Genomic DNA, 24,439 nt, shown 5'->3' on the forward strand with positions numbered 1-24,439 from the left:
TCCGTGTGGATTCGTGTGCGTCCGGTCGTTCCGAGTCGAAAATCCGAGACGACGCGACGGGCCGCGAAAGAGCGGTCGGTCGATCAGCCGAGCGGTCGCCGCACGCGGGTGCGGTGAGTAGCGTGACCCGTCGTCACATGTAACCCAGGTCGCGGAGGCGCTCCATGAGGTCCTCCTTGTCCTGGGCGCGGCCGGCGCGCTCGGTGGTGTTCTCCATGTCCTGCAGCCAGGCGGGTTCGTCGGCGGACTTGTCCGTCGACACCTCGCTGCCCAGCGAACGGAAGCCAGCGAAGTACTTGGGCGAGACGGGGATGTCGGCCATCGTCAGGCCCTCGGGCAGGTCCTCGTCGTTCTGGGGGACGTGCCCCGCCGGGTAGCCCTCGACGGTTTCGGGCACGACGAAGTTCCAGAACGCGTCCCAGACGTCCGGTTCGGCGAACTGGAGGATGGGTTGGATGCGGTCGTGCGGCGGGTATATGTCGGGGTCGTGCCGCGGCGAGAAGAACGTCTCGTCGGCGCGGGCTTCCTGTTCGTCCCACCGCACACCGGAGATGACGCCGTCGACGTCGTACTCTTCGAGGGCGTCGTTCAGCGCGACGGTCTTCAGCAGGTGGTTGCCGACGTACGTGTCGAGCAGGAACGGGAAGGTGTCCTCCTCGTACTCCAGCAGGTTGCGGATGTGGTGCTGGTTGTGCTCCGACAGCGCCTCGACCGGGATGTCGTCGCCCGGGGTGAGACCGTTCTCGTCGACGTACTCGCCGACGTCGGTGTTGCGCGCCCAGATGACGTCGAGGTCCCACTCGTCGGCCCAGTGCTTACAGAAGTCGATGAGTTCGTCGAAGTGCTGGTAGTGGTCGATGAACACGACCGGCGGGACGTCGAGGTCGTGCTGCTCGGCGACCTCCTTGACGAAGTACAGCGTCAGCGTCGAGTCCTTGCCACCGGTCCACATCACGACGGGGTTCTCGTACTGCTCGAGTCCCGTCTTGGTGACCTCGATGGCCTTCTCGATCTTGTGCTCGATGCTCGGGTAGTCCTCCGGTTCTTCACCCTCGCCGTCGCTGTAGTCGACGTCGAGGTAGTCGGGGAACGCTGACATCGTATAATGACATGTAATTACGGGGGTGAAAGGCCTTGTGACTGATAGCTGGTGTGTGGTGGGATGTCACAACCCCTGGTCGTTCGGTCGTGGTCCGGCCAGCACCCCGACGACAGTGAGACACGGTGTTCATCGCCTCGATACGCGAGGGCGAGACGCGGTGGACATCCTCGGTGTGTGTCTGCGCGAACACGCGAGAGCGCAGGACACCGGGTTCTTCACGGCGAGGATGCCCTCGTGGGGCGACTGGTCGTCGGACCGACAGTCGCCCTCGAAGGCTTCGTCGTCGCGTCCGCCGACCGTGTTCGGGTCGCTGTCCTGCGATGTGTTCCCGGTGCTTTCGTCACGTGAACACCGTCGTTCGACAGAGAATATTCTGCAGATGAACAGGTCGGACGAACCGACTGGACGTGCTCCACAGGTGCCGTTCTCGATAACGACGGCTGTCCAACCGCTCTCGATGATATTTAACTTATATATAATACGTTAATTTATTAATCGTCTGTGATGTGAATTAGAAATACATTTATTGTGTCATACACTTTGATGTATCAGACATGAAACGTCGAACGAACGCCGGAGACGCGCGAGCGTCCACAGCGGTGGCCTCCGGCAACGTCCTCCTCACTACCGTCGTGGGGGCTCTGCTCGTAGCCCTCGCGTCGGAGACACCGCTCACGGTGGCTGCCGTGGGTGGCGCCCTCGTCGCCCTGTCTCTCCTCGTCGGACCTGTTGCAGCGGTCGGTGGTGCCGCCGGACTGCTTGTCCACGACCTGCTCCTCGGGTCGGTCGGCTACTGGACTCCGGTCGCTGCCGTCTGGATACTCGTGTTCGTCGGGGTCGTCACCTGGCTCGCTCCCGACCTGCCCTCCGAACGCGACACGGAGTCACCGAACGCGGTTCGCCGCGCAGTTTTCCGGTACGTCGTCGTCGCCGTCGTCGCCTGTACGTACGCGACGGCACTGGCGGCGTGGCTCACGTTCGTCCTGGGGGGCAGCGGTTCTACACGGCCGTCTCCGGGTTGCTTCTCGGGGCCGTGTTCGCCGTCGGGATCGGGCTCCCGGTTCTGCTCCTCGCCTCCGGCCGACCCAGTAGACGAATCGACCTCCCGGTCGGGCGCGGTCACACACTCACGTTCTCGATTCGTGGGACCGATCCGGAAACACGAGGCTCCGCTCGCCCGGGTGGCCCGACGCTTCGGGCCCTTCTGGGACTGTTCGCGCTCGGCGTCGTGTGGCTCGGCTGTGCAGCAGTCCTCGACGTGCTCGCACACGACATGGTCCGGTTCGAAACCGTCGCCCAGCTTCGGCAGTACGTCGGGGGAACCTTCGGCGACTCGTCGCTTGCGACCGTCGTGACGGCCGGCCTCGTCGGCATCTACCGGTACGGTGAGCTAGCGGTGCGTCTCTCCGCCCCGGTCGTGGCCGTCGTGGTGTGGTTCCTATACGGTCGCGAGGGACGGCTCTTCGGGCCAATGTCTCGGAGACTCGACACGGTCCAGTGGAAGATATCCGATGACTGAACGCCCGCGCCGAGCGGACGAACCTCAGGACGAGTCAGCCGCTCCGACGAGACGACAGTTCCTCACCGCACTCGGTGGAATCGGGATCGCGGTTGCGAGCGCTGGGGACGGGGGGCAATCGACGGCGGGACCAGTCGTCGCCGAGCGGTCCCGATGGACAGAGGCCCCGTCCTCACAGTACCACGTCCGGGTGGCAACGGCCGTCGCGGACGCGGTGTACCCCCCTTCGATTTCCGTCGACGAGTCGTTCGTCGAGCGACGCGTGTTCGGGCGGGTCGAACCCACTCCGGGACACTTCGACGAACTGCTCGACACTATCGAGGTGGTCGATAGGTACGCAAGAACACGGTTCGGGAGTCGGGTCCCCGCGCTCTCCCCGGCTGCCCGTCGCCAGGCGCTGCAGTCGATGGGTGTGACGGCGGTCCATCCGACCGCCGACGGCACGACGGCCGAGCGAGTCCGGTACTACCTCGTGAACGACCTGCTGTTCGCGCTCTTCACGTCTCCGAAGAGCAGCGAACGGACGGGTGTCGACAACCCACCTGGGTATCCCGGCGGACGCGAGGCGTACCAGCGCCCACCGGGGGGTGCTGACCGATGACGGCTGCCGTCGACCGGACGCCGTCGGAAGCCGACGTCTGTGTCGTCGGGGCGGGTCCGGCCGGTGCCTTCGTCGCTCACTCGCTTGCCAGCAGGGGACACGACGTCGTCGTCCTCGAAGCCGGGGAGCGTCTGAACGCCGAAGACCACCATCGCCGGATGGAGATGTGGCTGCGTCCGGTGTTCGAGCGCAACGAGTTCTGGTTCGACAGGGCACGGGACGCGTACACCTCCACCGGAGACATCTACGCGCGACTGAACCTGGTCCGCGTGAAGGCGGTCGGCGGTACGTCCCTACACTGGGACGGGAACACGCCTCGGCTCCACGAGAAGGACTTCGAGATGAACACCCGGTACGGGCTGGCGCGCGACTGGCCCATTAGCTACGACGACCTTCGGCCCTACTACGCCCGCGCCGAACGGGAGATGGGCGTCTCGGGGATCGACGACAACCCCCACGGGCCACCACGAGCGGAGTCGTATCCGATGGAGGGCTTCCCACCGAGTTACTCGGACTCGCTCTTCGCCGACGCCTGCGACGAACTCGGCATTTCGATGGCGACCCAGCCGAAAGCGATCAACTCCGAATCGTACGACGACCGATCCGGCTGTATCGGGTACGGTGTCTGCAACGCCTGTCCGTCCGGTGCGAAGTACAGCGCCGACGTCCACGTCCGGAAGGCCGAATCAGAGGGAGCGCGGGTCATCGACCAGGTGCAGGTGTTGTCCGTCGAACACGACCGTGACGGGGAGGCCGTCGAATCGGTCGTCTACGTGACTCCAGACGGCACCGAGTACCGCCAGGAAGCGGACCACTTCGTCATCGCCTGCGGCGGCATCGAGACGCCGCGGCTGTTGCTCCTCTCCGACTCCTCGGAGTACCCGGACGGACTGGCCAACTCCAGCGGTGCCGTCGGTCGGTATCTGATGGACCACCCGAACGTCTCGACGGAGGCACAGCTCGACGAGCCGACGCGGCAGAACAACATCGGCTGGGTCTCCAGCCGGAGTGACCAGTTCTACGACCACGACGAGCCGTCCCCCGGGAGCTTCCACCTCACTTTCAGCAACACCGCCAAGCAGACCTGGGGTGGCGCGCAGGCGAAGCAGACGGCCACCGCGAACCTCCTCAAAACGCTCGGGTCCATGACACCCTCTGCGTTCATCGAGTGGCTCGGCGACCCGCTCGACGAGACGAAACTCGGTGACGACCTCGCGTTTCCGACGACTGACGGGCCGCCGTACCCGCTTTCGGTCCGCGGTGCGGGCGAGATGCTCCCTCGCGCCGGAAACCGGGTGACTCTCGACCGCTCGAAGACGGACAGTTTCGGACGACCGGTTCCATCGATTCAGCTCTCCGACGGCGCACACGCCCAGCAGACGATGGAGCACTGTCTCGAAGTTCAGGAGTCAATCATGCAAACGCTCGGAGCAGACATCACCGGCGTGTCGACGCTCGCGGACCGCGACATGGGCTCACACCACATGGGAACGACGAGGATGGGCACCGACCCAGCGGAGAGCGTCGTGAACGAGGAGTGCCGCACGCACGACCTTGAGAACCTCTGGATCTCGTCGTCGAGCGTGTTCACTACCGGTGGCGCGAACAATCCGACGCTGACCATCGCCGCCCTCGCACTCAAGACGGCCGACCACATCGACGACAGACTCTGACCACGGGGGGCTCGGCCCTCGGCCGGAACGAACCGTTCACACGACTGGTCGCGACGGTATCGACGCCGAGTCGAGAGCGGACGAACGCCCATCGCTGTACTCGGACGTCAGGTACCTCCACTGCGAAAGTCACGCGAGGAACTCGCGCGTCACGTCCGAATATAGAACTGTTGTACGATGCTACCGAGGTCATGGGGGGTCTCGTCGGGGCACGTCGGACTCGCAGTGTCCGACAGATCCCATGTCGACCTCCGACCCCAAGTGTGCGACCGGGCCGGACGGAGGTCGTGACTCTTCGCGGTCACCCGCGGTACAACGGACAGAACCGTCGCGTCAGAACCCGCCGACGCTGATCCACGCCTCGTCGGCACAGCGCGGACAGTAATCGTCCTCACGTTCCGCCAGACACACTCGATGACACCAGATGTGGCAGTGTTCGCACTTCACCATGTCGTCACTCCGACCCAACGGTTCGCCGCAGAGGGAACATCGCTTCAAACCGACCATACCCGAGTAGACGACGAAGAGCGAGAAAAACCTTCAGTGGCCATCTGGAGGGGAGAAGAGCCTGAGGGAACGCAGCAAACCCGTCCGTCGCACCAGCGCCGAGTCACCCACTCTCGAATCGGGATCGAACTATCTCGTATCCGCCAGCGTTGCCCCCACACGTTCAGGACGTCTGACACATCGACTTCGTGGGGGCATCTGCGGGCGGGCTACAGAGTAGATCCTACCGAGTAGGTCCCGGGAGAATACGGAGTTCCTCTCTAGCTAATGAACTTGTTGTCGCGCCAGTTCACCGTGTTCCCGCCGCCGTTGTTCTGTTGAGGGTTCTCGACGACCTCCACGGACGCCGCGCGCTCCTCGCCTTCGACGATGCGGGTCGCGTGCAGGTCGCCGTCCTCCTCGGTCACGGCAGTCAGCGTCCCCTTCTCGGCGAGACGGGCGAGGTCACGCAGGACGAGGAACATCGGGTACTGCAGCGCCGTGTTCTGGAGGACGGTCTCGCGGTCGCCCTTGAAGCAGGCGAACTCGACGAGTTCGGAGGGGATTTCCTCTTCCTCCTCGCCCCAGCGGGGCGCGCCGGCGCGCGGCGGTTCCTCCTCGTAGACGCGGTTCTCGGTGACGCTCGCTTTCAGCTGTGCGGTCGGGGTGTACTTGCTGAGCGACTCGTCCTTGGCGACGGCCTTGATGATGAGTGTGTTGTTCCGTCGGGTGATGTCGATATCCTCGATTTCCGGGGGAAGCTCCGGGTCGTTCTCGAAGTAGTCAGTGACTGTTTCGAGCGGCAGTTCCAGTGTCGAGTGAAGTCGGAATACGCGGCCTGACATTGTTTGACGATGAGGGGGTGACAGCGGCCGAGGCGCACTGCAGTCGTACTCGGTTCCTAGTAGGTTGCGTGGGTTTATATGGACTGTCCTTTGCGTGTGGGTCCCAATCGAAGAGGGTCCAGCGGCTGGAAACGGGGGGCGTCACCCGTTGGACGGTCCCCGCGAGCGCCCTCAGGCGGTGAGCGTCGCTTCGAGTTCGCCGCGCTCGTCGAGTTCGGCGAGGATGTCGGAGCCGCCGATGAACTCGCCGTCGACGAACGTCTGTGGGGTGGTCTCCCAGCCCGAGTGCGATTCGAGCGCCGCGCGGAACTCCGGCAGCGCGGGGAGGACGTCGACGGTTTCGAACTCGTCGACGTACTTGCCGACGAGTTCGACCGCGCGCTTCGAGTAGCCACACTGCGGCATGAGCCGGTTGCCTTTCATGAACACGACGACGTCGTTGTTCTCGATGGCCTCGTCGACGCGGGTCTGGACTTCCTCGGCGGAAAGATCAGACTCGGGACTGAACGTCATGTCTGAGCTAAAGCGAGCCGCGTTCAAAGACGTTGCGCCCTGGGCCTCACACTCCATCCGCGGTCCGTCGTCTCCGCGTGCCTCACGCAACCGACCGGCACACGGCGGTCGAGTCGTCTCAGCTCTCTTCGCCGACGCGGACGACGTTGATGAGCGAGTAGACGGGGACGTCGGAGACCTGCTCGACGCCCTGTTTGTCGACGAGGACGACGCAGCCGACGGGGTTGCCGCCCTCCTCTCGGATGGCCTCGATGGTCTCTTTCATCGTCGTCCCGGAGGTGATGGTGTCGTCGACGATGTAGCAGTCCCGCCCGCGGATGGTGGCGAAGTTGCGCGAGAACGACCCGCCGAGGTCCTCGATGTCGCCCTCCTCCCACTGGTGCTTCGCGGGCGCGTACGACCCGAGGTCGGTGTCGAGTTCGCGCGAGACGACCGTTGCGAGGGGGACGCCGGCCTTCTCGATGCCGATGGTCAGGTCGACCTCCTCGCCCTCCTTCGACAGCAGGTCCGCCATCGCCTGCCCCGCGTAGGTGAGGCGCGCGCTGTCGCGGCCGAACGCGCTCCAGTCGACGTGGATGTCGTGCGGCCCGCCGTTGTCGCGGGACTCCGACGTCGAACCCGCGTCGCTCTCGCTCTTCGCGCCGCTCTTCTCGACGAGCCACGAGGCCGTCTCCCGCGAGACGTTGAGTTCGTCGGCGATCTCGCCCTTCGAGAGGCCGCGCTTCGCGAGCTCCTCGGCGCTCTCGATGAGGTCGTTAACGTTCTTCATACGCGCTGAATTCGACGGCTGTTTTTATAACGGTGTTGTCGTCCACGAACGCTTTCCGGAACTCGTCGACGCCGTAGATGCCGGTGACGAGGTCGTCCAGAAGCCACTCCGGGAGGGCGTCGAGGCTGTCCGTCGCGGCCTCGAAGTGTCCCACGTTGGAGTTGACGCTGCCGACCATCGCCTTGTTGTGCAGGACGAGTTCGCCGTGCAGCGCGCCGACGTCGAACTCGTACTCGGTGGAGCCGGGCACGCCCAGCAGCGCGACCACGCCGTTGGGCGCGAGCGCGTGGACCGACTGGACCGCGTGGGGCGCGTAGCCCGTCGCCTCGAAGATGAAGTCCATCGGCTCGAACGCGTCGCTCACCTCGTCGACCGGGGTCTCCCTGGAGTCGACGTACGTCGCGCCGAGTTCGTCCATGATGTCGATGGTCGGATCCGGGCGGTCGCGGCGGCCGAGACAGTAGACCCGGTCGTACACCTGGTCGAGCATCCCCAGCGTGAGCAGTCCCAGCGATCCGTTGCCGAGGACGAGCGCCGACTCCGGGTCCCACTCGAACGACGAGCGCGAGGCGTACGCGAGTTCGAGCGCTTTCTCCGTGATGGAGATGGGTTCGATGAGGAAACCGAGCGACGCTTGGTGTTCGGGGATAGAGACGAGGTGTTCCGCCGGAGAGGTGAAGTACTCCGCCATGTAGCCGTGTGCGCCGACGATACCGCGCTCGTGGTACTCGCCTTCGGGGCCATGTCGGCTTCGCCCCGCTCGAAGAACGCGTTGGTCCCGTTCGGCGGCCGACGGACGGTGGGGACGACCACGTCGCCCTCCTCGAACGCGGTCCCGTTCGAGTCCTCGACGACCCCGACCGCCTCGTGACCGAGGACGAGGTGGTCCTCCCCTTCGGGGAAGCCACCGTGACCGCCCGCGATGACCTCGTGGTCGGTTCCGTCCACCCCCACGCGGAGCGTTCGGACGAGGGCCTCACCCGACTCGGGTTCGGGTCGTGGTTTTTCGATGACGACGGGTTCGGTGGTCCCCCGTCGGACTGCGATGGCTTTCATACTCTCACCGTTCGACCCGGAGCACCAAAACATTTATTCTATGCCGAGTAAACACTATCAGTAGGTGAGTCGCCGGCCGCGTCACCCAGCCCAGACGCGCCACGTCAGGTGGATTCCAGCCCAACCCAGTCCAGCCCAGCCATGCCAGTCGGCGCTCACCGATCCGTGCCACTCCGAGTGTTGTGACCTGTTCCGACCGACGGTTCTGTGCTGATCGATGATTCTGTTGGCCGACGGCTGACCGTCCGGTTTCGACCGACGCCGCTACTCCATCTCGTCGACGTCGATGTTGAGGTCGGTGTCGACGTCGTCGGCCAGCGCCGCCGCCACGCCGACGTATCCGCTCGGCGTGAGCGCCGTGAGTTCGTCCCGGACCGCCTCCGACACGTCGAGTTCCGCGAACAGGTCGTGGAGGTCCGACAGCGTCACGCGCCGTCCTCGGGTGAGCGCTTTCACCCGCTCGTACGCGTCGGTGTCTCCCTCGCGCCGGAGGATGGTCTGGACGGCCTCGCCGAGAATCTCCGGCGTCGACTCCAGTTCCTCGCGCATCACCTGCTCGTTCGGGACGACCTTCGACAGCCCCGTCTCGGTCTTTCCGTACCCGATGAGGCTGTGGGCGAACGCCGCGCCGACGTTTCGCTTCACCGTCGAGTCCGAGAGGTCTCGCTGGAGCCGCGAGGTGGTGACGTAGTCAGCCAGGAACGTCAGGTCCGAGTTGGCCTTCGAGAGGTTCCCCTCGCTGTTCTCGAAGTCGATGGGGTTGACCTTGTGGGGCATCGTCGACGACCCGGTCTCGCCCTCGACCGTCTCCTGGCCGAGGTACCTGTCTGAAACGTACAGCCACATGTCGCGGTCGAGGTCGAGGAGCGCGTTGTTGGCTCCCCTGAGGGCGTCGAACAGTTCCGCGAGGTCGTCACACGGGTTGACCTGCGTCGAGAGCGACTGGTGTTCGAAGCCGAACCTTTCGACGAACGACTTCGAGAAGGCGCGCCAGTCGACGTCGGGGTACGCCGCGACGTGAGCCGCGTACACGCCCGACGCGCCCGCGAGTTTTCCGGCGAGGCTGTCGGTCGCGCGCCGGATTCGCCCCGTCGCGCGGCCGAGCCGAGCGGCGTAGACGGCCATCTCCTTGCCGAAGGTCGTCGGCGTCGCGGGCTGACCGTGGGTGCGGGCGAGCATCGGGAGGGCGCGGTGCTCGTGGGCCATCTCGACGAGGGCGTCTCTGACTTCCCCGAGCGCGGGGAGCAACACCTCCTCGCTCGCGCCCTTCACGAGCAGGCGCTGGGCGAGGTTGTTGACGTCCTCGCTGGTGAGGCCGAAGTGAATCCACGGGAACAGGTGCTCGGCGTCGGAGAGGCGTTCGGCGAGTCGGACGCGCAGGAAGTACTCGACCGCCTTCACGTCGTGGTTGGTCGCCGCGTACTCGGCCGTCCCGTCGCGCTCGATTTGCTTCACCAACCGGGCGTCGTCGGCGTCGAACGCCGCGTACAGAGCGCGGAGGACCTCGCGCGTCGACTCGTCGAGCGTGACGTCGGTCGCGTCGAGGTCGGCGAGGGCAATCAGGTACTCGACCTCTACTTCGACGCGCGCGCGCATGAGTGCGGACTCGCTCGCGTACGGGACGAGCGGTTCCGTGCGCGAGGCGTACCGGCCGTCCAGCGGTGACACCGCTGCCAGCGGGTCCGTTCGCGGCAGTCCGGCGGACTCGGGCTCGGTCATGGCGGGAACTGCCCGTGGGGCCGGCAAAAGGGTGTCGATGCCGAGAAGCAGGTTCGTGCATACTCACGGCCGTATCTCGGGGCGACATCGCAGTCAATATCCATTTTCGTGTACACTCTTCGGACCGGGACCGCAATTGTTTTTCCGTCTGCACGAGGTTTCACAGACATGCTCAAGATCGCTGGCCTGGCGAGCAATCGCGGTCGAAACCTCCTGCACATCGCCGACCGGGCACCCGGCGGCGCCGAACTCTCTGTCGTCCTGACGAACCGCGAGGGGGCCCCGGTCCTCGAAGAGGCCTCCGAACGCGGCATCCCCACAGAGGTCGTCGAGCGCGGTGACGATTCCCGGGAGGAACACGAGCGTCGGGTCACCTCGCGGCTGTCGGGGTACGACTTCGACGTCGTCTGTCTCGACGGCTACATGCGCGTCCTCACGAGCGAGTTCCTCGACGCGATGCCGACGACGCTGAACGTCCATCCCTCCCTCCTCCCGTCGTTCCCCGGCACGGACGCCCACGAGCAGGTGCTCGATGCGGGGGTACGCATGACTGGCTGTACGGTCCACGTGGTCACCGAAGAGGTCGACGCCGGCCCCATCGTCACCCAGGAGGCGGTTCCCGTCTACGAGGACGACGACGCGACGAGTCTGAAATCGCGCGTCCTCCGCGAGGCGGAGTTCACGGCCTATCCCCGGGCCGTGCGGTGGTTCGCCGAAGGTCGTGTCGAGGTGACCGCCGACGACGTGGCGGTCGACGGCGACGAGGGTGGTGACTTCCCCGACCGACGACTCGCCTCCGACGACCGCGTGTCGGGACTCAGATACGGCGAGAACCCCCACCAGGAGGCCGCGGTGTACGCCGACGACTCCTGTTCGGAGGCGAACGTCGTCCACGCGACGCAGTTGAACGAGGGCGCGAAGGCGCTGTCGTACAACAACTACAACGACGCCGACGCCGCGCTCTCTCTGGTAAAAGAGTTCGACGAGCCCGCGGCGGCGGTCATCAAACACACCAACCCGGCGGGGTGTGCCACCGCCGAGTCCCTGGCCGCGGCGTACGACCGCGCCCTGTCGACCGACGCGATGAGTGCCTTCGGCGGCATCGTCGCCCTGAACCGCGAGTGCGACGTCGCCACCGCCGAAGCCATCACGGAGTCGTTCAAAGAGGTCGTCGTCGCCCCGGCGTACTCCGACGCCGCGCTGGACGTCCTCACCGAGAAGAAGAACCTCCGCGTCCTCGACGTCGGTCCCCTCGGGGAGGTGACGGACCACCTCACGGAGAAGCGACTCGTCGGCGGCCGACTCGTCCAGGAGCGCGACACGTGGGCGCCTTACCGAGAGGACCTGACGGTCGTCACCGAACGCGAACCCATCGACGAGGAAGTCGAGTCGATGCTGTTCGCCTGGCGCGTCCTCAAGCACGTCAAGTCCAACGGCATCGTCCTGACTTCGGGTACCGAGACGGTCGGGGTCGGGATGGGGCAGGTCTCCCGCGTCGACGCGGTGAGACTCGCGGCGATGAAAGCCGACGAACACGCCGAGGGCAAGTCCGCCGACGGTGCCGTGATGGCGAGCGACGCGTTCTTCCCGTTCCCCGACGGCATCGAGGAGGCCGCCGAGTCGGGTATCGAGGCCGTCATCCAGCCGGGCGGGAGCGTCAACGACGAGGACGTTATCGCCGCCGCCGACGAACACGGGATGGCGATGGCGTTCACCGGGAGGCGGTGTTTCCGCCACGACTGAGCGTTAGCGGAGGCGTGCGTGAAGTTCGTGTCGGCAGAGCCGACACGGTGTTTCCGCCACGATTAGTGTCTCCAGATCGTCGAGAGTCGTATCGAGGCGCGACGCGTGAGGCGAGACCACCCCGATTGGCACGGCGCTCGACCGGGCGCCCACGCGTGGGACTCCCTCGCATTTTTATATTATGGTATCTTTCCAAACTGGTTTTTATCGGGCTCCGCGGCTGAATCAAGGCTCGACGGGCGTGAATCCCGTTTTGGGGTTGAAGTACCTGGACGGTAACAACGAGGTATGTACGACACTGTCCTCGTGCCCGTCGACGACACCGCGGAGACGACACGACTCACAGAGCGCGCCATCGAACTCGCCGACACGTGGGATGCGAACCTCCGGGTGCTCGGCATCGTGGACGGTCCGACCGCGTTGTCGGCGGAGGCAACCGATCGAAGCGACCGGGTGAGCGGGGCGCGCGAACGGGCCAAACGGGCGTCGATGCGCGCCGCCGAGCGAGCGCACCGGGCCGGCGTCGATGCGGACGGGACCGTCCGACGCGGCGTTCCGCACGCTGAGATCGTCGGCGAGGCCCGACGCGTCGGTGCCGACCTCGTTCTCCTCGGGCCCTCCGGCCGCGAGACGACCGGCGGTGCCGTCTGCGCGGGTCAGGTGACCAGCCGCGTCGTCGACCGGGCGGACTGTGCGGTCCTCGTTGAGCGATCCAGCGAGGAACTGCCGCCGGACCGGGCGACTGCCGAACCGGTGACCGAGGAGTCGGCGTCGAGTCCGAGCGTATCGACGTCGGATGGCTCGGCGGACGAACAGCCGCTGGTGGCCGAGTAACGACCCGGATATTCGGTCTCTCCGTTTCTCTTCGGCGTTTCGCTGTCGACCGCCGTGCGCACGATTTCCCTGGGGGCGTCGGCGACACCTCAGCTTATAACCGCCGCGGACGAGAGTCCCGGACGAGATGTACGACGACATCCTCGTTCCGACCGACGGAAGTGCTGGCACGAACGACACGCTGGCCCACGCGCTCGACATCGCGAAGCACCGAGGAGCGCGCCTGCACGCCCTGTCGGTTGTCGACCGGCGCGTCTACCTCTCTGCGGACCACGACCAGCAGGACGACATCCTCGCGACCCTGACCGAGAGCGCCGAAACGGCGGTCGAAACCGTCGAAACGCGGGCCGCCGAGGAGGACGTTGAGACGACGACGGTGGTCCGCGACGGCGTCCCACACTCGGAGATCCTTCGGTACGCCGACGAGGAGGGGATCGACCTCATCGTCATCGGCACGCACGGACGGACGGGACGGGACAAACTCGTCAACATGGGAAGCGTCACGGAGCGGGTCGTCGAAAACGCCTCCCAGCCCGTCCTCGTCGTCCAAATCGGCGACGACTGACCGGCCCGACAGGAGTCGTCGACCACCCGGCCGCTCCGTGCTCTTCATCGGAACCGACCGAAGGGGAAGCATTAACAGAGGGGCACCGCGTGGCCGGGATATGGAGTACCACGAGGCGGTGAACTTCCTCTTCGACCTGCGTCGGTTCCGGATGAAACCCGGAACCGAAGCGGTCCGGGGCCTCCTCGAACATCTGGGCGACCCTCACGAGGACGTCGCGTTCGTCCAGATCGCCGGGTCGAACGGGAAGGGAAGCACTGCCCGAATGGTCGCGTCTCTGCTCCGGGAGTCTGACTGTTCTGTCGGTCTGTACACCTCTCCGCACCTCGATAGTCTCCGCGAGCGCGTCACCGTCGACGGTCGCCGAATCCCGAAACGCGCCGTCCGTGCGTTCGTCGAGGAGGCGAAGCCGTATCTCGTCGACCGTGCCGCTGCGGGCGAGCCGCTCACGTTCTTCGAGACCGTGACCGCGCTCGCGCTCTGGCAGTTCGGCCGCGTCGAGGTCGACGTCGCCGTCCTCGAAGTCGGCATGGGTGGGGAACTCGACGCGACGAGCGTCGTCGACCCGGTCGCCTCGGCGGTCACCAACGTGACGCTGGAACACACCCAGGTATTGGGAGACACCGTCGAGGAGATTGCGGCGACGAAGGCGGCCGTCGCCCCGGCTGACGGCCCACTCGTGACTGCGGCGACCGGGACCGCGCTGGCGACTATCCGCGAGCAAGCCCCTAATATCGTCCGTGTCGGCGACGCCAGCGTGGTCGACGGAACGCCCCCGGACGACGCACCTGACGTGACGACGGCGTATCACGGGCACGGGCAGGGGCAGGGATCGACGCTCGAAGCGCGCGTGACGGTCGAGGGCGACGGCTGGCGTGTCGAGTCGCCGCTCGCACTCGTGGGCGCACACCAGGCACAGAACGCCGGCGTCGCCGTCGTTCTCGCGCGGCAGGTGGCCGACCGACTCGACGTCGACCTCACCGAACAGATGGTCGTTCGCGGCCTCAGAGGGGCGCACTGGCCGGGCCGGTTCGAGGTGATGTCGCGCGAACCGCTCGTCGTACTCGACGGCGCGCACAACCCGGGCGCGTGCGAGCAGGTCGCGTCGGTCCTCCGGGAGTTCGACTACGACCGCCTGCACCTGGTGTTCGCTGCGATGCACGACAAGGACCACAGGGGAATGGTGACGGCGCTCCCGACCCCCGACAGCGTCGTCACCTGCCGACCGAACATCGACCGGGCGGAGACGCCGGAGATACTCGCTCGTGTCTTCGAGTCGGTCGGCGTCGACGACGTCACCGCCGGTGACACGGTGGCGTCGGCGGTCGAAGTCGCACAGCGCCGCGCGAACCCGGACGACTGCGTCCTCGTCACCGGGTCGCTCTTCTGTGTCGGTGAGGCCCGGACGACGTGGACGCGGCACGTCGTCGAGAAGCGCGTTCGGGACCTCGAGGACGCGGCCTCGGTGTTCGACCACGCGTCCGTTCCGACCGGGTCGGCAGCCGAAGCGCGTTCGGATGCGGTTCACCGGGTGGTCGAGACCAGAGTCGAACAGCGCCAAGCAGCGGCCCTCCAGCGCGAGATGATTCGGGTGGGCGGTAACTGCGTCGTCTCCGGCCACGAGAGCGACGGCGAACTCTCCTCGGTCGTCCTCATGGGGACGTGCTCGCAGTTCACGGCGCTCGTCGACGCACTCGACCCGGTACCGTACGGTCTCGACGACGTGAGAAAGCGCCTGCGGACACAGCTCGATCTGTACGTCGACGGACCCTCGGGCGGGCACGCCGCGTCGTCCGTCGACTACCCCTGGTCGCAGGGGACGGCGGTCATGGGTATCCTCAACGTCACCCCGGACTCGTTCCACGACGGCGGCGAACACCACGACCCAGACGACGCGGTCGAACGGGCACGGGAGATGGTCGCCGCCGGCGTCGACATCATCGACGTCGGCGGCGAGTCGACCCGACCGGGGGCGGAGCCGGTGTCGGTCGAGGAGGAGATCGATCGGATCGTTCCCGTTCTCGAGGCGATCACCTCGCTCGATGCGCTCGTCTCCGTCGACACCCGGAAGGCGGCCGTGGCCGAGGCGGCGCTCGACGCGGGTGCCGACATCATCAACGACGTGACCGGGCTGGACGACCCCGAGATGCGCTTTCTCGTCGCCGAGCGCGACGTGCCGGTCGTCGTGATGCACTCCATCGACGCACCCGTCGACCCGGACAACGTCGTCGAGTACGACGACGTCGTCGGCGACGTCATCGCGGAACTCACCGAGACGGTGCTCCGCGCGGAGTCGGCCGGCATCCCACGGGAGAACGTCATCGTCGACCCCGGCATCGGCTTCGGGAAGCGCGCCGCGGAGAGCTTCGAACTCCTCGACCGCGTCGACGAGTTCCACGCGCTCGGCTGCCCGGTCCTCGTCGGGCACTCCCACAAATCGATGTACGGGCTCGTCGACCGGGACAGCGGCGAACGTGGACCCGCGACGGTCGCCGCGACCGCACTCGCCGCCGACCGTGGCGCCGACATCGTCCGTGTCCACGACGTCCCCGAGAACGTCGCCGCCGTCCGCGTCGCCCACACGATGCGGAACGCGGGCGACGAGTTGCCGTAGCGGCGGCTCATCGGCGAAAGGGGCGAACAGACGACACGACCGCTCGGGTGGGCGGCGTGTCGCCGTTTCGCTGAGCGCCCACCCGCTCCTCCTACGTCACCCTCGTCGGTGGCCGCGGCATCGTACTTGAATCCGGGTCCGGCCCTTCGGCTCGGAGCGGAGGCTTATGCGTACCGCCCCCCTACGCCGTCGCGTGTGTACCCTTACCCTCGCGTGGCAGGCGTTCGACGACGCCCCGGTGGTCGTTGCGGCGAACCGTGACGAGGCGCTGGACCGACCGTCCGAACCGCCGACCCGTCGACACGGCTCGCCGAGCTTCGTCGCCCCGCTCGACGTGGAGGCCGGGGGACGTGGATCGGCGTGAACGACGCCGGCGTCTTCGTCGGCATCACGAACCGATGGGTCGAGGTCGACGGGGGCGGCGAGCGCTCCCGGGGGCTGCTCGTCCGCGACGCGCTGGGGACGAACTCCGCCGAGGAGGCAGCCCGACTCGTCGAGCGCGCGGTCCGTGAACACCGGTACGACGGCTTCAACCTCGTCCTCGCCGATTCGAGCGCGGCTATCCTCCTCGAGTGGGACGGCCGACTCCGCGTTCGGAACCTCTCACCGGGAGTGCACGTCGTCGTCAACGTCGGCGCGGACGGCGAGTTCTTCGAGCCGGAACGCCGTCCCGAGATGGGTCCCGAACAGGGCGACAACGCCGCGCGGGTCCAAGAAGCACTCTGGCCGGGGCCCGACGAGGGACACGACGACTGGCTCGACCGCGCGAAGGCGGTCCTCGCCGACCACGACTACGGCGTCTGCGTCCACAGCGAGGGTCCCGAGGGGAACTTCGGGACCCGGTCGTCGTCGCTGGTGACGGTGTTCGACGACGGTCGCGTCGGCTACCAGTTCGCCCCTGGTCCACCGTGTGAGGCCGCCTACGAGCCGGTCGACACGGACGGGGGCGGAGCCGTCGAGACGGACGAAGGTCAAGTTTAAACCGTGCGCGAGCCGTCCACTCTGTATGAGCGCGGCCGAAGCCGAGGCGGAACTCGCTGACGACGAGCGTCGGGCACTCGAACTCATCCGCGAGGAGGGTGGGATCCACCAGAGCGACTTCTGGAAGGCGCTGGACATCTCCTCGCGCAAGGGGAGTCGAATCGCGGAGAAGCTCGAAGGGTTCGGGCTCATTCAGCGATCCAGCACCGTCTACGACGGGCACAACACGTACTACCTCGAACCCGCCCCGCGCGACCTCGAGTTCTCCCTCCTGATGGCGGGCGACCTGCTCTCCCCGTTCATCGGTGAGGAGGAGGTCAACTCGAACAGCGACGCGTTCTCACAGTGGCTGATGAACCTCGCGTACGAGGAGTACGACCTCTGAGGCGGGCCGTCGTGTCCGTGCCCCGGTCGTCGCTTCCGGGGCGGCGACAGTCGGAATCGACTCGGGACTGACCTCACGAGCGCCGGTCAGAGGCGAGCGGCTACTTCGGACGACCGCTGAAGAAGACCGTCGTCGAATCGCCGAATCGACCGGAATCGGAGTTCGGTCGGCTTTTCTGCCCGAGAGAATGTCGGCCCGCCGCGTCAGGCGGCCTCGTCTCCCTCTTCGTCCTCGCTCGGGAGGAGGTCGAGTTCGGCGAGGTGGCTCTCGACGTGGTCGTTCGAGAGCTCCTCGAAGACGGGCTCCTCGACGGGGACCTTCGCGACGTCGACGCCCTCGGGGGCGAGTTCGTCGTCGTTCGTCGAGGCGATGGCTTTCAGCGCGAGTTCGACGCCCTCGTCGAGCGAGAGTTCGTCCGTGTACGACTCTTCGAGGTACTCCTGGAGGTCGCCGCGGTTGGCGCCGATGGAGACGGCCTTCCACTCGTACGGCGTCCCCGATGGGTCGGTCTCGTACAGCCGGGGCGTGCCGCTCTCGACGCCCGCGATGAGGAGGGCAACCCCGAACGGGCGGGCGCCGCCGACCTGCGTGTACTGCTGGATGTGGTCGGTTATCTCCTTGGTGAGCGTCTCGATGCCGATGGGCTCCCCGTACCGGAGCTGGTTTATCTGTGCCTGTCTGCGCGCGAAGTCGATGAGCTGGCGCGCGTCCGCGACGTGACCGGCCGATGCGATGCCGATGTGGTCGTCGGCCTTGTGAATCTTCTCGACGCTCGTCGGTTCCATCAGCGGGGAGCGCGAACGCTTGTCGGCGGCGAGGACGACCCCCTCCGGTGTCCGGATGCCGATGCTCGCTGTCCCCCGCTTGACGGCTTCACGGGCGTACTCGACCTGATACAGACGGCCGTCAGGTGAGAAGATCGTGATTCCGCGGTCGTACGCCTGCTGTTGGGCTTGTCCCTGCATAGTGTCGTGTTGCGTGTTAGTACCGTGTCACTCGAAATCGAGTTCGGTCGTACCCGTGAAGCCGCCCGGGTCGGCCACGTCGACGACGGGTGGACGGGCCACGGCCGACCGAGCGTCTCCATCGGCTACGACGGTTCTCTCCTCGGGATTTCCGGGTCGGCGATTTAAATACCTTTCCTCAGCGGCACGGACCGTCCCCGACACCCCGCGGACGCGAATCCCGAGAGGGTGACCGTCCACCGAATCGACGCACGCGAGTACCGCACGCGCGACGCCGACCTCGTCCCGGCGGGCCCGAACCAGCGTCTCGCCCCTTCCCTGGTGGAACTCGAAGCCGAGGACGGTGAGGTCCGCGTCGGCGCTCGCGACGTCGCCGACGAGGTTCTGCGCGGCGTACCACACCTCGCGCTGGAACGCGCCCCGGGAGAGGGAGGCGTCCGGCCACCCCTCCAGTTCGACGGCGAGGTACCGCCACCGCGGGCGGAGGTGCTTCGGGAGGTGTTTCATCGGGTCATCGCTCCCTCTCCCTCACTCGTCCGCTCGTTCGCCGGCCCGTTCGCCGACCAGCACGCCCACCTGGTCGTGGACGCGCTCGACGGCGGTCAGCGCGAAGCCGGAGTCGGTGAAGATGTCGGCCAACGTCCCGACCGTCGCGGGGTCGTCCACCTCGGGGGAGTAAAAGGGGTCGTCGGGGTCGGCCTCGTCGAAGAACATCACGTCGCCGAGTACCAGTCGACGCGGGCCGAGGCCGGCGATGACCTCCACCGCCTCGCGTTTCTCCTCGTCCGAGAGGTGGTGCAGCGCGAAGTTCGAGGTGACGACGTCGACGTCTCCTTCGAAGCGCGGGTCGCGGAACTCGCCGTAGCCGAACTCGACGTTCTCGATACCTCGTTCGCGGGCTTTCTCCCGCGCCTGGTCGAGCATCCCCTCGCTGATGTCGCGTCCGACCACGCGCCCGGCCCGCGCGGAGAGCGCGAGCGCGATGGCGCCCGTCCCGGTCCCCAGGTCGAGGACGACGTCGTCGGGCCCGGGCGCGGCGTGTTCGACGACGAGGTCACAGCAGGCGAGGTACTCTTCGGACGAGTTGTCGTCGTACTCCGTCGCCAGATCCGAGAAGCGCGCGGCGTGTTCCTCAAGCGTCTTCTTCATACCGACCACGTTCGACGCCCGGGGCAATGAACGACTCGGACAGTCGGTGACGGTTTCGCTCGGTGAGCCGACCCCACTCGCGGAGCCCCTCTTTCATCGCTCCGGCTTCGAAGCCGAGAACCTCGCCGAGGGCGTCGAGTTCGCGCGGCGCACGCAACTGGAGGTGTGAGCGAGGCGTCGCGCTGACGACGTACGGAGCGTCGTACGCCTCGACGAGTTCGCGGAGCTTTCTGAGCTTTCTGAGTGCTTTGACCCGCCGGCCCCCGTCGAGCCGGAGGACCGGCCCCAGGCCGAACTCGATTCGGACGCCGTTGTCGCGGGCGGCCTTCACGAGGACGTGGTTCACGTCGCCGTCCCCGTCGTTCCCGTCGAACGGGCGGGTGAGCACGTCGACCCGCGCTTGCTCCACGGCGAACCGGTTGAGTCTGTTCGTCCCACCCCGAACGAGGAGCAGCGTCCGCGACCCGCGCTGTGAGCCGACGGCCCCCGCCGCCGACTCCGGGGTGTCGGCGACGACTTCGACGCCGTCGACGACGTCGGTTCCGAACCGTTCGCGGACGCGCCGGTACGCCTCCCGATACCCCTCGTCTGGCGCGCTCGTGGCGCGGACGACGACGCCGTCGTAGCCGTACCGGGCGGCCGCGTGGGCGTACCGCGCGACGGTCGTCTCACCGCCGGGTGTGGCGTAGACGGCTTCGTACATGCGGAGAGAGAGACCGCCCGCCGGTATCGGACTTACGCTTTTTCGCTGACGGCTCGGACTCCGACTCACGTCGCGCCGATGGCTCGGATGCGCGCCGATGGATCAGACGCGCGACGCCGCGCGTCGGTCAGTCCTCGCCCTCGGCGACGAGCGACGAGAGCGCGTCGGTCAGCGCCTCGGCCGCCCGGCGGACGTCTCTCAGAGAGACGTACTCCCGGTCGGCGTGCGCCACCGCACCCTCGTCGTCCGCCAGCACGCCGGGACCGAAGACGACCGTCGGCGCGGGGGCGAAGTACGACGCCTCCGTCGCGGCGGTGAACGGTCGCACCCCTCCGCGCCCCCCGGCATCTCTCGCCGCCGCCGACAGCGTCCGGACGAGTTCGTGGTCGGGGTCGGTCGCGAACGCCTCCAGGAAGGGTGTCGGGCGGTCCGTGAGCGCGAACGCGACACCGACCTCCGCGGGAACGGCCTCCCGCACCGCCGCCTCGAACGCGCTTCGGAACCCCTCGGCCGTCTCGGGCGGGACGCTCCGCCGGTCCACGACGAGCGCGCACTCGGCGGGCACCTGGTTCGTCGCCGCGCCGCCGTCGACCACCGTCGGGGTGAGCGTCGCCGACCCCAACTCGGGATGGGCCTCGCGGTGGGCGTCGAACTCGCGGACGACTTTCAGGACCGATTCGAGCGCGGCGACGGCGTTCACGCCCGAGTCGGGTTCGGCCGCGTGGGCCGCGCTCCCCGCGAGCGAGAGCGTCCCCTGAAACCGACCCTTCGCCGCGGTGCAGACGTCGAGGTCGGTCGGTTCGCCGACGACGTACAGGTCGCCGTCGAGGTCGAGCGCGGCCGCGCCCGTCGACAGCACCTCCTCGTCGGGGGTGACCGCGAGGGTGAGGCGGGCGTCGCCGGGGTCCACGGCCAGAAACGCGGAGAGAAGCGCCGCGAGCGGCCCCTTCGCGTCACACGAACCTCTCCCGCGAACGACGTCGCCGTCGCGCTCGAACGGCACGTGCGGGGGGACGGTGTCGATGTGCGTGTTGAGGACGACGTGTCGCGTGCAGTCCTCGGACGGGGACCCCTTCGAGGCGAGGGTGTTGCCGGCGTCGTCGACGGTCACCTTGACGTCTCTGGATTCGAGCGTCTCCACGAGGAAGGAGCGCATCTCCGCGACGTCCTCGTCGGTGGAGTCGATCCGGACCGCGCTCGTGAGGAAGTCGACGGGGTCGAACCCGGCCGCGGTCACGGCTCGGGCGTCGGGACCGTTTCGAGTTCGCCCTCGAAGTCCCGTACCACGGGCCCTCGGAGCGTCGCCTCCTCCCGGTCCGGAACGCGAATCATCAGGTCGCCGCCGGGCGGTGAGACCCGGACCTCTTCGTCACCCACTAGCCCGAGCCGTTTCGCGACGGCGACGACGGCGACCGCACCCGTCCCGCAGGAGCGCGTCTCGCCCTCGACGCCCCGCTCGAACGTCCGCTGGCGGAAGCCGTCCTCGGTCTCCGAGGCGACGGTGACGTTCGTCCCCCGCGGGAACAGGTCGGCGTGTCTGATCGGCGGCGCGACCGATTCGAGGTCGACGTCGTCGACGCTCTCGACGAACGCGACGGCGTGGGGGACGCCCGTGTCCACCGCGGTGACGGTGAGGCCCTCGACCCGCTCCTCGACGAGCGGTTCGTCCCGCGCGAGTGGAACGTCGCGCGGTTCGAACGAGGGGACGCCCATCTCGACGGTGACCTCGTCGCCGTCGAGGACGGCCCGGCGGGTCCCCGCGGGCGTGTCGATCATGACGACGTCGGCGCCGGTTCGGTTCCGCGCCCACGCGGCCGCACAGCGGGCGCCGTTGCCGCACATGGCGGCGACGGAGCCGTCCGGCTGGACGAGCGTCATGACCACCCGCGGCGGGTCGTAGCTCGACTCCAACGCGAGGAAGAGGACGCCGTCGGCGCCGACGGTCTCTGAACTCGAATCGACGACGCCGGTGGTTCGGTCGCAGTACGTGGTCGCGAAGACCGGTCGGTTCGGAACGGGATAGTCGGCGTCGACGACGACGAAGTCGTTGCCGGTCCCGTGGTACTTCTCGAATGGGACGGTTTGGCGGTGGTGCGTCATTGTTCTAGCTCGGTCAGTGCCGCGAGCGATTCGCGTCGGCGGGCGAGACGGGGCTCCGGGTCGAGGACGACCTCTGCGGGCCGCGGCCGGGAGTTGTACGTCGACGCCATCTCGTAGCCGTACGCGCCCGCGTTCCCGACCGCGAGGACGTCGCCTCGCGCGGGAGCGGCGAGCGGTCTGTGCTCACATAGCACGTCGCTCGTCTCGCATATAGGTCCAGCGACCGTGACGGACGTTGCGTTTCTATCCTCGCCTGCTGACAGGTTCCGGATGGCGTGGTACGCGTCGTACATCGCCGGGCGGAGCAGGGTCGTCATGCCGGCGTCGATGCCGACGACCGTCTCGTACTCTTCGGACTCTTTCACGGTGTTCACCGTCGCCAGCAGCACGCCCGCGTCGGCGACGACGTACCGTCCCGGTTCGACGGCGAGTTGGGCGTCCACGTCGCCGAGCGCTTCGCGGGTCGCCTCGGCGACGGCGGGGAGGTCCAGGGCGGGTTCGTCCTCCCGGTAGGGGACGCCGAAGCCCCCGCCGACGTCGACGAACTCCAGGTCGGTTTCCTCCTCGACGGCCCGAGCGAGGTCACCCATCCGTCGGACGACTTCTCGGTGCGCCGAGAGGTCGTCGCCCGAGATTCCCGACCCCGCGTGGGCGTGGATGCCGACGACGTCGAAGTCGTCGCGCGCGTCGAGCACCACCGACTCGGCCTCGGAGTACGGGACGCCGAACTTGGCGTGGCCGCCGGTCGTCACCTTCGCGTGGTGGCCCGCGCCGACGCCGGGGTTGACGCGGACGCAGAGCCGTCCGTCGAACCCCCGCTCGCGGAGGCGCTCGACGGTGTCGCGCGCGCCGACCGTGACCGTCAGGTCTGGGTCGTCTTCCCACCGCTGGACGACGAGGTCGAGGTCCCCGTCCGGCGGGTTGACCGCGGTGTACTGCACCTCCGACCCGCTCGCCCCGGCGGCGAACGCGCGCTCGACCTCGCCCGCGGAGGCGCACTCGATGCCGAGGCCTTCCTGGCGGACGGCTTCGAAGACCGCCCGGCCGGTGTGCGCCTTCGCGGCGTACCGGACGTCCGCGTCGGGGAACGCTTCCCGGAGGCGGCGGCAGTTCTCGCGAACGCGTCCGAGGTCCATCACGTACAGCGGCGTCTCGTAGGTGGCGGCCAGTTCCTCCAGGTCGGCGGCGTCCCACGCCGACAGCCGTCGGACCGGCGGGTTCTCGCTCTCGCTCTCACCATCGGGGGCCGTTTCTCCCTCGCCCGTCCCCGTGCTCATTCCCGCAGAGCCTCCTCCCGTCTCGTGGCGTCGCGCGTGTCGTCCTCGATGTCGAGAGCGACGACGGCGGGTTTGTACGCGCTCCCGGCGAAGAGGTCGTGGTCGCCGATGGAGGACTCGACCATCCGGGTGAACGCCCGGCGCTCCGAGGGGAGGTGGCCGTAGATGACCTCCTCATCGACGAGGTCGTACACCGGAATGCGCGGCGTGAGAAGCGTGTTCTCGCCGACGATGGTGTTCTCTCCCACGCGGAACCCGGAGGTGACTCGACAGCCCGCACCCAGCGAGACGCCGTCTTCGAGGACGACCGGCGCGTCCTCGACCGGTTCGAGGACGCCGCCGATGAGCGTGTTCGCGCCGAGTTTGACGTCCTCGCCGATCTGCGCGCAGGAGCCGACGGTGTCACAGGAGTCGACGAGCGTGCCGTCGCCGACGTACGCACCGATGTTGACGAACGAGGGCGACATCATGATGCAGTCCTGGCCTAAAAAGGCCCCGCGCCGGATGACGGTCCCGTCGGGCGTGTTTCGCGTCCCCTTGTCGGCGAGGTCGTCCGTCTCCCGGAGGGGGAGGACGTCGTGGTACGTCACGTCGCCGTACTCGCGGGGGTGGGTCTCGCGCAGGCCGAAGTTGAGGAGGATACCCTGCTTGACCCACGCGTTCGCCTCCCAGCTTTCGACGTCGGACCCGGTCTTCTCGGCGGCGCGCGCCTCCCCCGATTCGAGGGCAGCGAGGAACGCGTCGAGCGTCTCGATCTCCGACGCGGTGGTCGACTCCGCGTCGACCTCGTCCGCGGCGTACCGTTCCCAGAGGGATTCGACCTCGGTCTGGAGTGTCATG

General features: G+C 67.4%; 22 protein-coding genes and 2 pseudogenes. 9 read left to right on the forward strand and 15 right to left on the reverse strand.

Annotated elements, in window-relative coordinates; genetic code table 11:
• Positions 1-133 precede the first annotated feature (133 nt).
• Positions 134-1,099 (reverse strand): phosphoadenosine phosphosulfate reductase family protein, encoded by a 966-nt coding sequence (locus C2R22_RS06965; RefSeq protein WP_103425113.1) that lies wholly within the window; start codon positions 1,097-1,099, stop codon positions 134-136.
• 551 nt (positions 1,100-1,650) lie between these two features.
• Positions 1,651-1,869, reverse strand: coding sequence for a hypothetical protein (locus tag C2R22_RS06970; protein WP_103425114.1), 219 nt, complete (start codon positions 1,867-1,869; stop codon positions 1,651-1,653).
• Positions 1,870-2,069: 200 nt separating this feature from the next.
• On the opposite strand from C2R22_RS06970, the gene C2R22_RS06980 reads away from it, so the two are divergent.
• Genes C2R22_RS06980 through C2R22_RS06990 form a run of 3 tightly spaced genes read left to right on the forward strand, consistent with a single transcriptional unit; the run spans position 2,070 to position 4,895 of the window.
• The gene (locus C2R22_RS06980; protein WP_162562412.1) at positions 2,070-2,621 is read left to right on the forward strand and encodes a hypothetical protein; all 552 of its coding nucleotides are present in this window, start codon (positions 2,070-2,072) and stop codon (positions 2,619-2,621) included.
• Positions 2,614-3,222, forward strand: coding sequence for a gluconate 2-dehydrogenase subunit 3 family protein (locus C2R22_RS06985; protein WP_103425117.1), 609 nt, complete (start codon positions 2,614-2,616; stop codon positions 3,220-3,222). The genes C2R22_RS06980 and C2R22_RS06985 overlap by 8 nt, the downstream gene beginning before the upstream one ends.
• Complete coding sequence (locus C2R22_RS06990; protein WP_103425118.1) at positions 3,219-4,895, forward strand: GMC family oxidoreductase; 1,677 nt, start codon at positions 3,219-3,221, stop codon at positions 4,893-4,895. The genes C2R22_RS06985 and C2R22_RS06990 overlap by 4 nt, the downstream gene beginning before the upstream one ends.
• Before the next feature lie 767 nt (positions 4,896-5,662).
• Here C2R22_RS06990 and C2R22_RS06995 read toward each other — a convergent pair.
• From C2R22_RS06995 to purB, 5 genes and pseudogenes are all read right to left on the reverse strand, one after another.
• Positions 5,663-6,226, reverse strand: a complete 564-nt coding sequence (locus C2R22_RS06995; protein WP_103425119.1) for a DUF7110 family protein — start codon at positions 6,224-6,226, stop codon at positions 5,663-5,665.
• Between the two features lie 171 nt (positions 6,227-6,397).
• Positions 6,398-6,739 carry a glutaredoxin family protein gene (locus tag C2R22_RS07000; protein WP_103425120.1) on the reverse strand — a complete coding sequence of 114 codons (342 nt, stop codon included), beginning with the start codon at positions 6,737-6,739 and terminating at the stop codon, positions 6,398-6,400.
• Between the two features lie 118 nt (positions 6,740-6,857).
• The gene (gene gfcR, locus C2R22_RS07005) at positions 6,858-7,508 is read right to left on the reverse strand and encodes a transcriptional regulator GfcR (protein WP_103425121.1); all 651 of its coding nucleotides are present in this window, start codon (positions 7,506-7,508) and stop codon (positions 6,858-6,860) included.
• Positions 7,495-8,564: pseudogene (locus C2R22_RS07010) on the reverse strand (glucose 1-dehydrogenase). The gene gfcR and the pseudogene C2R22_RS07010 overlap by 14 nt, the downstream one beginning before the upstream one ends.
• Positions 8,565-8,828: 264 nt before the next feature.
• Positions 8,829-10,283 carry an adenylosuccinate lyase gene (gene purB / locus C2R22_RS07015; RefSeq protein ID WP_103425122.1) on the reverse strand — a complete coding sequence of 485 codons (1,455 nt, stop codon included), beginning with the start codon at positions 10,281-10,283 and terminating at the stop codon, positions 8,829-8,831.
• A 168-nt stretch (positions 10,284-10,451) separates the two neighbouring features.
• Between purB and purH the strand changes: the two genes are divergently transcribed.
• The 6 genes and pseudogenes from purH to C2R22_RS07045 all read left to right on the forward strand — a co-directional run bounded on the left by purH (position 10,452) and on the right by C2R22_RS07045 (position 17,405).
• Complete coding sequence (gene purH / locus C2R22_RS07020) at positions 10,452-12,026, forward strand: bifunctional phosphoribosylaminoimidazolecarboxamide formyltransferase/IMP cyclohydrolase (RefSeq protein WP_103425123.1); 1,575 nt, start codon at positions 10,452-10,454, stop codon at positions 12,024-12,026.
• Positions 12,027-12,314: 288 nt separating this feature from the next.
• Positions 12,315-12,860, forward strand: a complete 546-nt coding sequence (locus C2R22_RS07025) for a universal stress protein (RefSeq protein WP_103425124.1) — start codon at positions 12,315-12,317, stop codon at positions 12,858-12,860.
• Positions 12,861-12,987: 127 nt separating this feature from the next.
• Complete coding sequence (locus C2R22_RS07030; protein ID WP_103425125.1) at positions 12,988-13,425, forward strand: universal stress protein; 438 nt, start codon at positions 12,988-12,990, stop codon at positions 13,423-13,425.
• Positions 13,426-13,525: 100 nt separating this feature from the next.
• Positions 13,526-16,039 (forward strand): dihydropteroate synthase, encoded by a 2,514-nt coding sequence (gene folP / locus C2R22_RS07035; protein WP_103425126.1) that lies wholly within the window; start codon positions 13,526-13,528, stop codon positions 16,037-16,039.
• Positions 16,040-16,232: 193 nt separating this feature from the next.
• A pseudogene (locus C2R22_RS07040) lies at positions 16,233-17,020 on the forward strand (NRDE family protein).
• Between the two features lie 25 nt (positions 17,021-17,045).
• Complete coding sequence (locus C2R22_RS07045) at positions 17,046-17,405, forward strand: helix-turn-helix transcriptional regulator (protein ID WP_103425127.1); 360 nt, start codon at positions 17,046-17,048, stop codon at positions 17,403-17,405.
• Positions 17,406-17,608: 203 nt separating this feature from the next.
• On the opposite strand, the gene psmA is transcribed toward C2R22_RS07045, so the two are convergent.
• The 8 genes from psmA to C2R22_RS07085 all read right to left on the reverse strand — a co-directional run bounded on the left by psmA (position 17,609) and on the right by C2R22_RS07085 (position 24,438).
• Positions 17,609-18,370 (reverse strand): archaeal proteasome endopeptidase complex subunit alpha, encoded by a 762-nt coding sequence (gene psmA, locus C2R22_RS07050; RefSeq protein ID WP_103425128.1) that lies wholly within the window; start codon positions 18,368-18,370, stop codon positions 17,609-17,611.
• Between the two features lie 27 nt (positions 18,371-18,397).
• A complete protein-coding gene (locus C2R22_RS07055; RefSeq protein WP_103425129.1) occupies positions 18,398-18,877 on the reverse strand; it encodes an Rpp14/Pop5 family protein in 480 nt (159 codons plus the stop codon).
• Between the two features lie 21 nt (positions 18,878-18,898).
• Positions 18,899-19,519: a class I SAM-dependent methyltransferase gene (locus C2R22_RS07060; RefSeq protein WP_103425130.1), complete on the reverse strand. Its 621-nt coding sequence runs from the start codon at positions 19,517-19,519 to the stop codon at positions 18,899-18,901.
• On the reverse strand, positions 19,503-20,222 hold the full coding sequence (locus tag C2R22_RS07065) for an RNase P subunit p30 family protein (protein WP_103425131.1): 720 nt from the start codon (positions 20,220-20,222) through the stop codon (positions 19,503-19,505). The genes C2R22_RS07060 and C2R22_RS07065 overlap by 17 nt, the downstream gene beginning before the upstream one ends.
• Positions 20,223-20,349: 127 nt before the next feature.
• Complete coding sequence (locus C2R22_RS07070) at positions 20,350-21,459, reverse strand: M20 family metallopeptidase (protein WP_103425132.1); 1,110 nt, start codon at positions 21,457-21,459, stop codon at positions 20,350-20,352.
• Positions 21,456-22,322: a diaminopimelate epimerase gene (dapF, locus tag C2R22_RS07075; RefSeq protein ID WP_103425133.1), complete on the reverse strand. Its 867-nt coding sequence runs from the start codon at positions 22,320-22,322 to the stop codon at positions 21,456-21,458. Before dapF ends, C2R22_RS07070 begins: the two co-directional genes overlap by 4 nt.
• Complete coding sequence (lysA, locus tag C2R22_RS07080; RefSeq protein ID WP_103425134.1) at positions 22,319-23,599, reverse strand: diaminopimelate decarboxylase; 1,281 nt, start codon at positions 23,597-23,599, stop codon at positions 22,319-22,321. The genes dapF and lysA overlap by 4 nt, the downstream gene beginning before the upstream one ends.
• On the reverse strand, positions 23,596-24,438 hold the full coding sequence (locus tag C2R22_RS07085; RefSeq protein WP_103425135.1) for a 2,3,4,5-tetrahydropyridine-2,6-dicarboxylate N-succinyltransferase: 843 nt from the start codon (positions 24,436-24,438) through the stop codon (positions 23,596-23,598). Before C2R22_RS07085 ends, lysA begins: the two co-directional genes overlap by 4 nt.
• Position 24,439 lies beyond the last annotated feature (1 nt).

It is taken from the genome of Salinigranum rubrum, assembly GCF_002906575.1.
Lineage (GTDB): Archaea > Halobacteriota > Halobacteria > Halobacteriales > Haloferacaceae > Salinigranum > Salinigranum rubrum.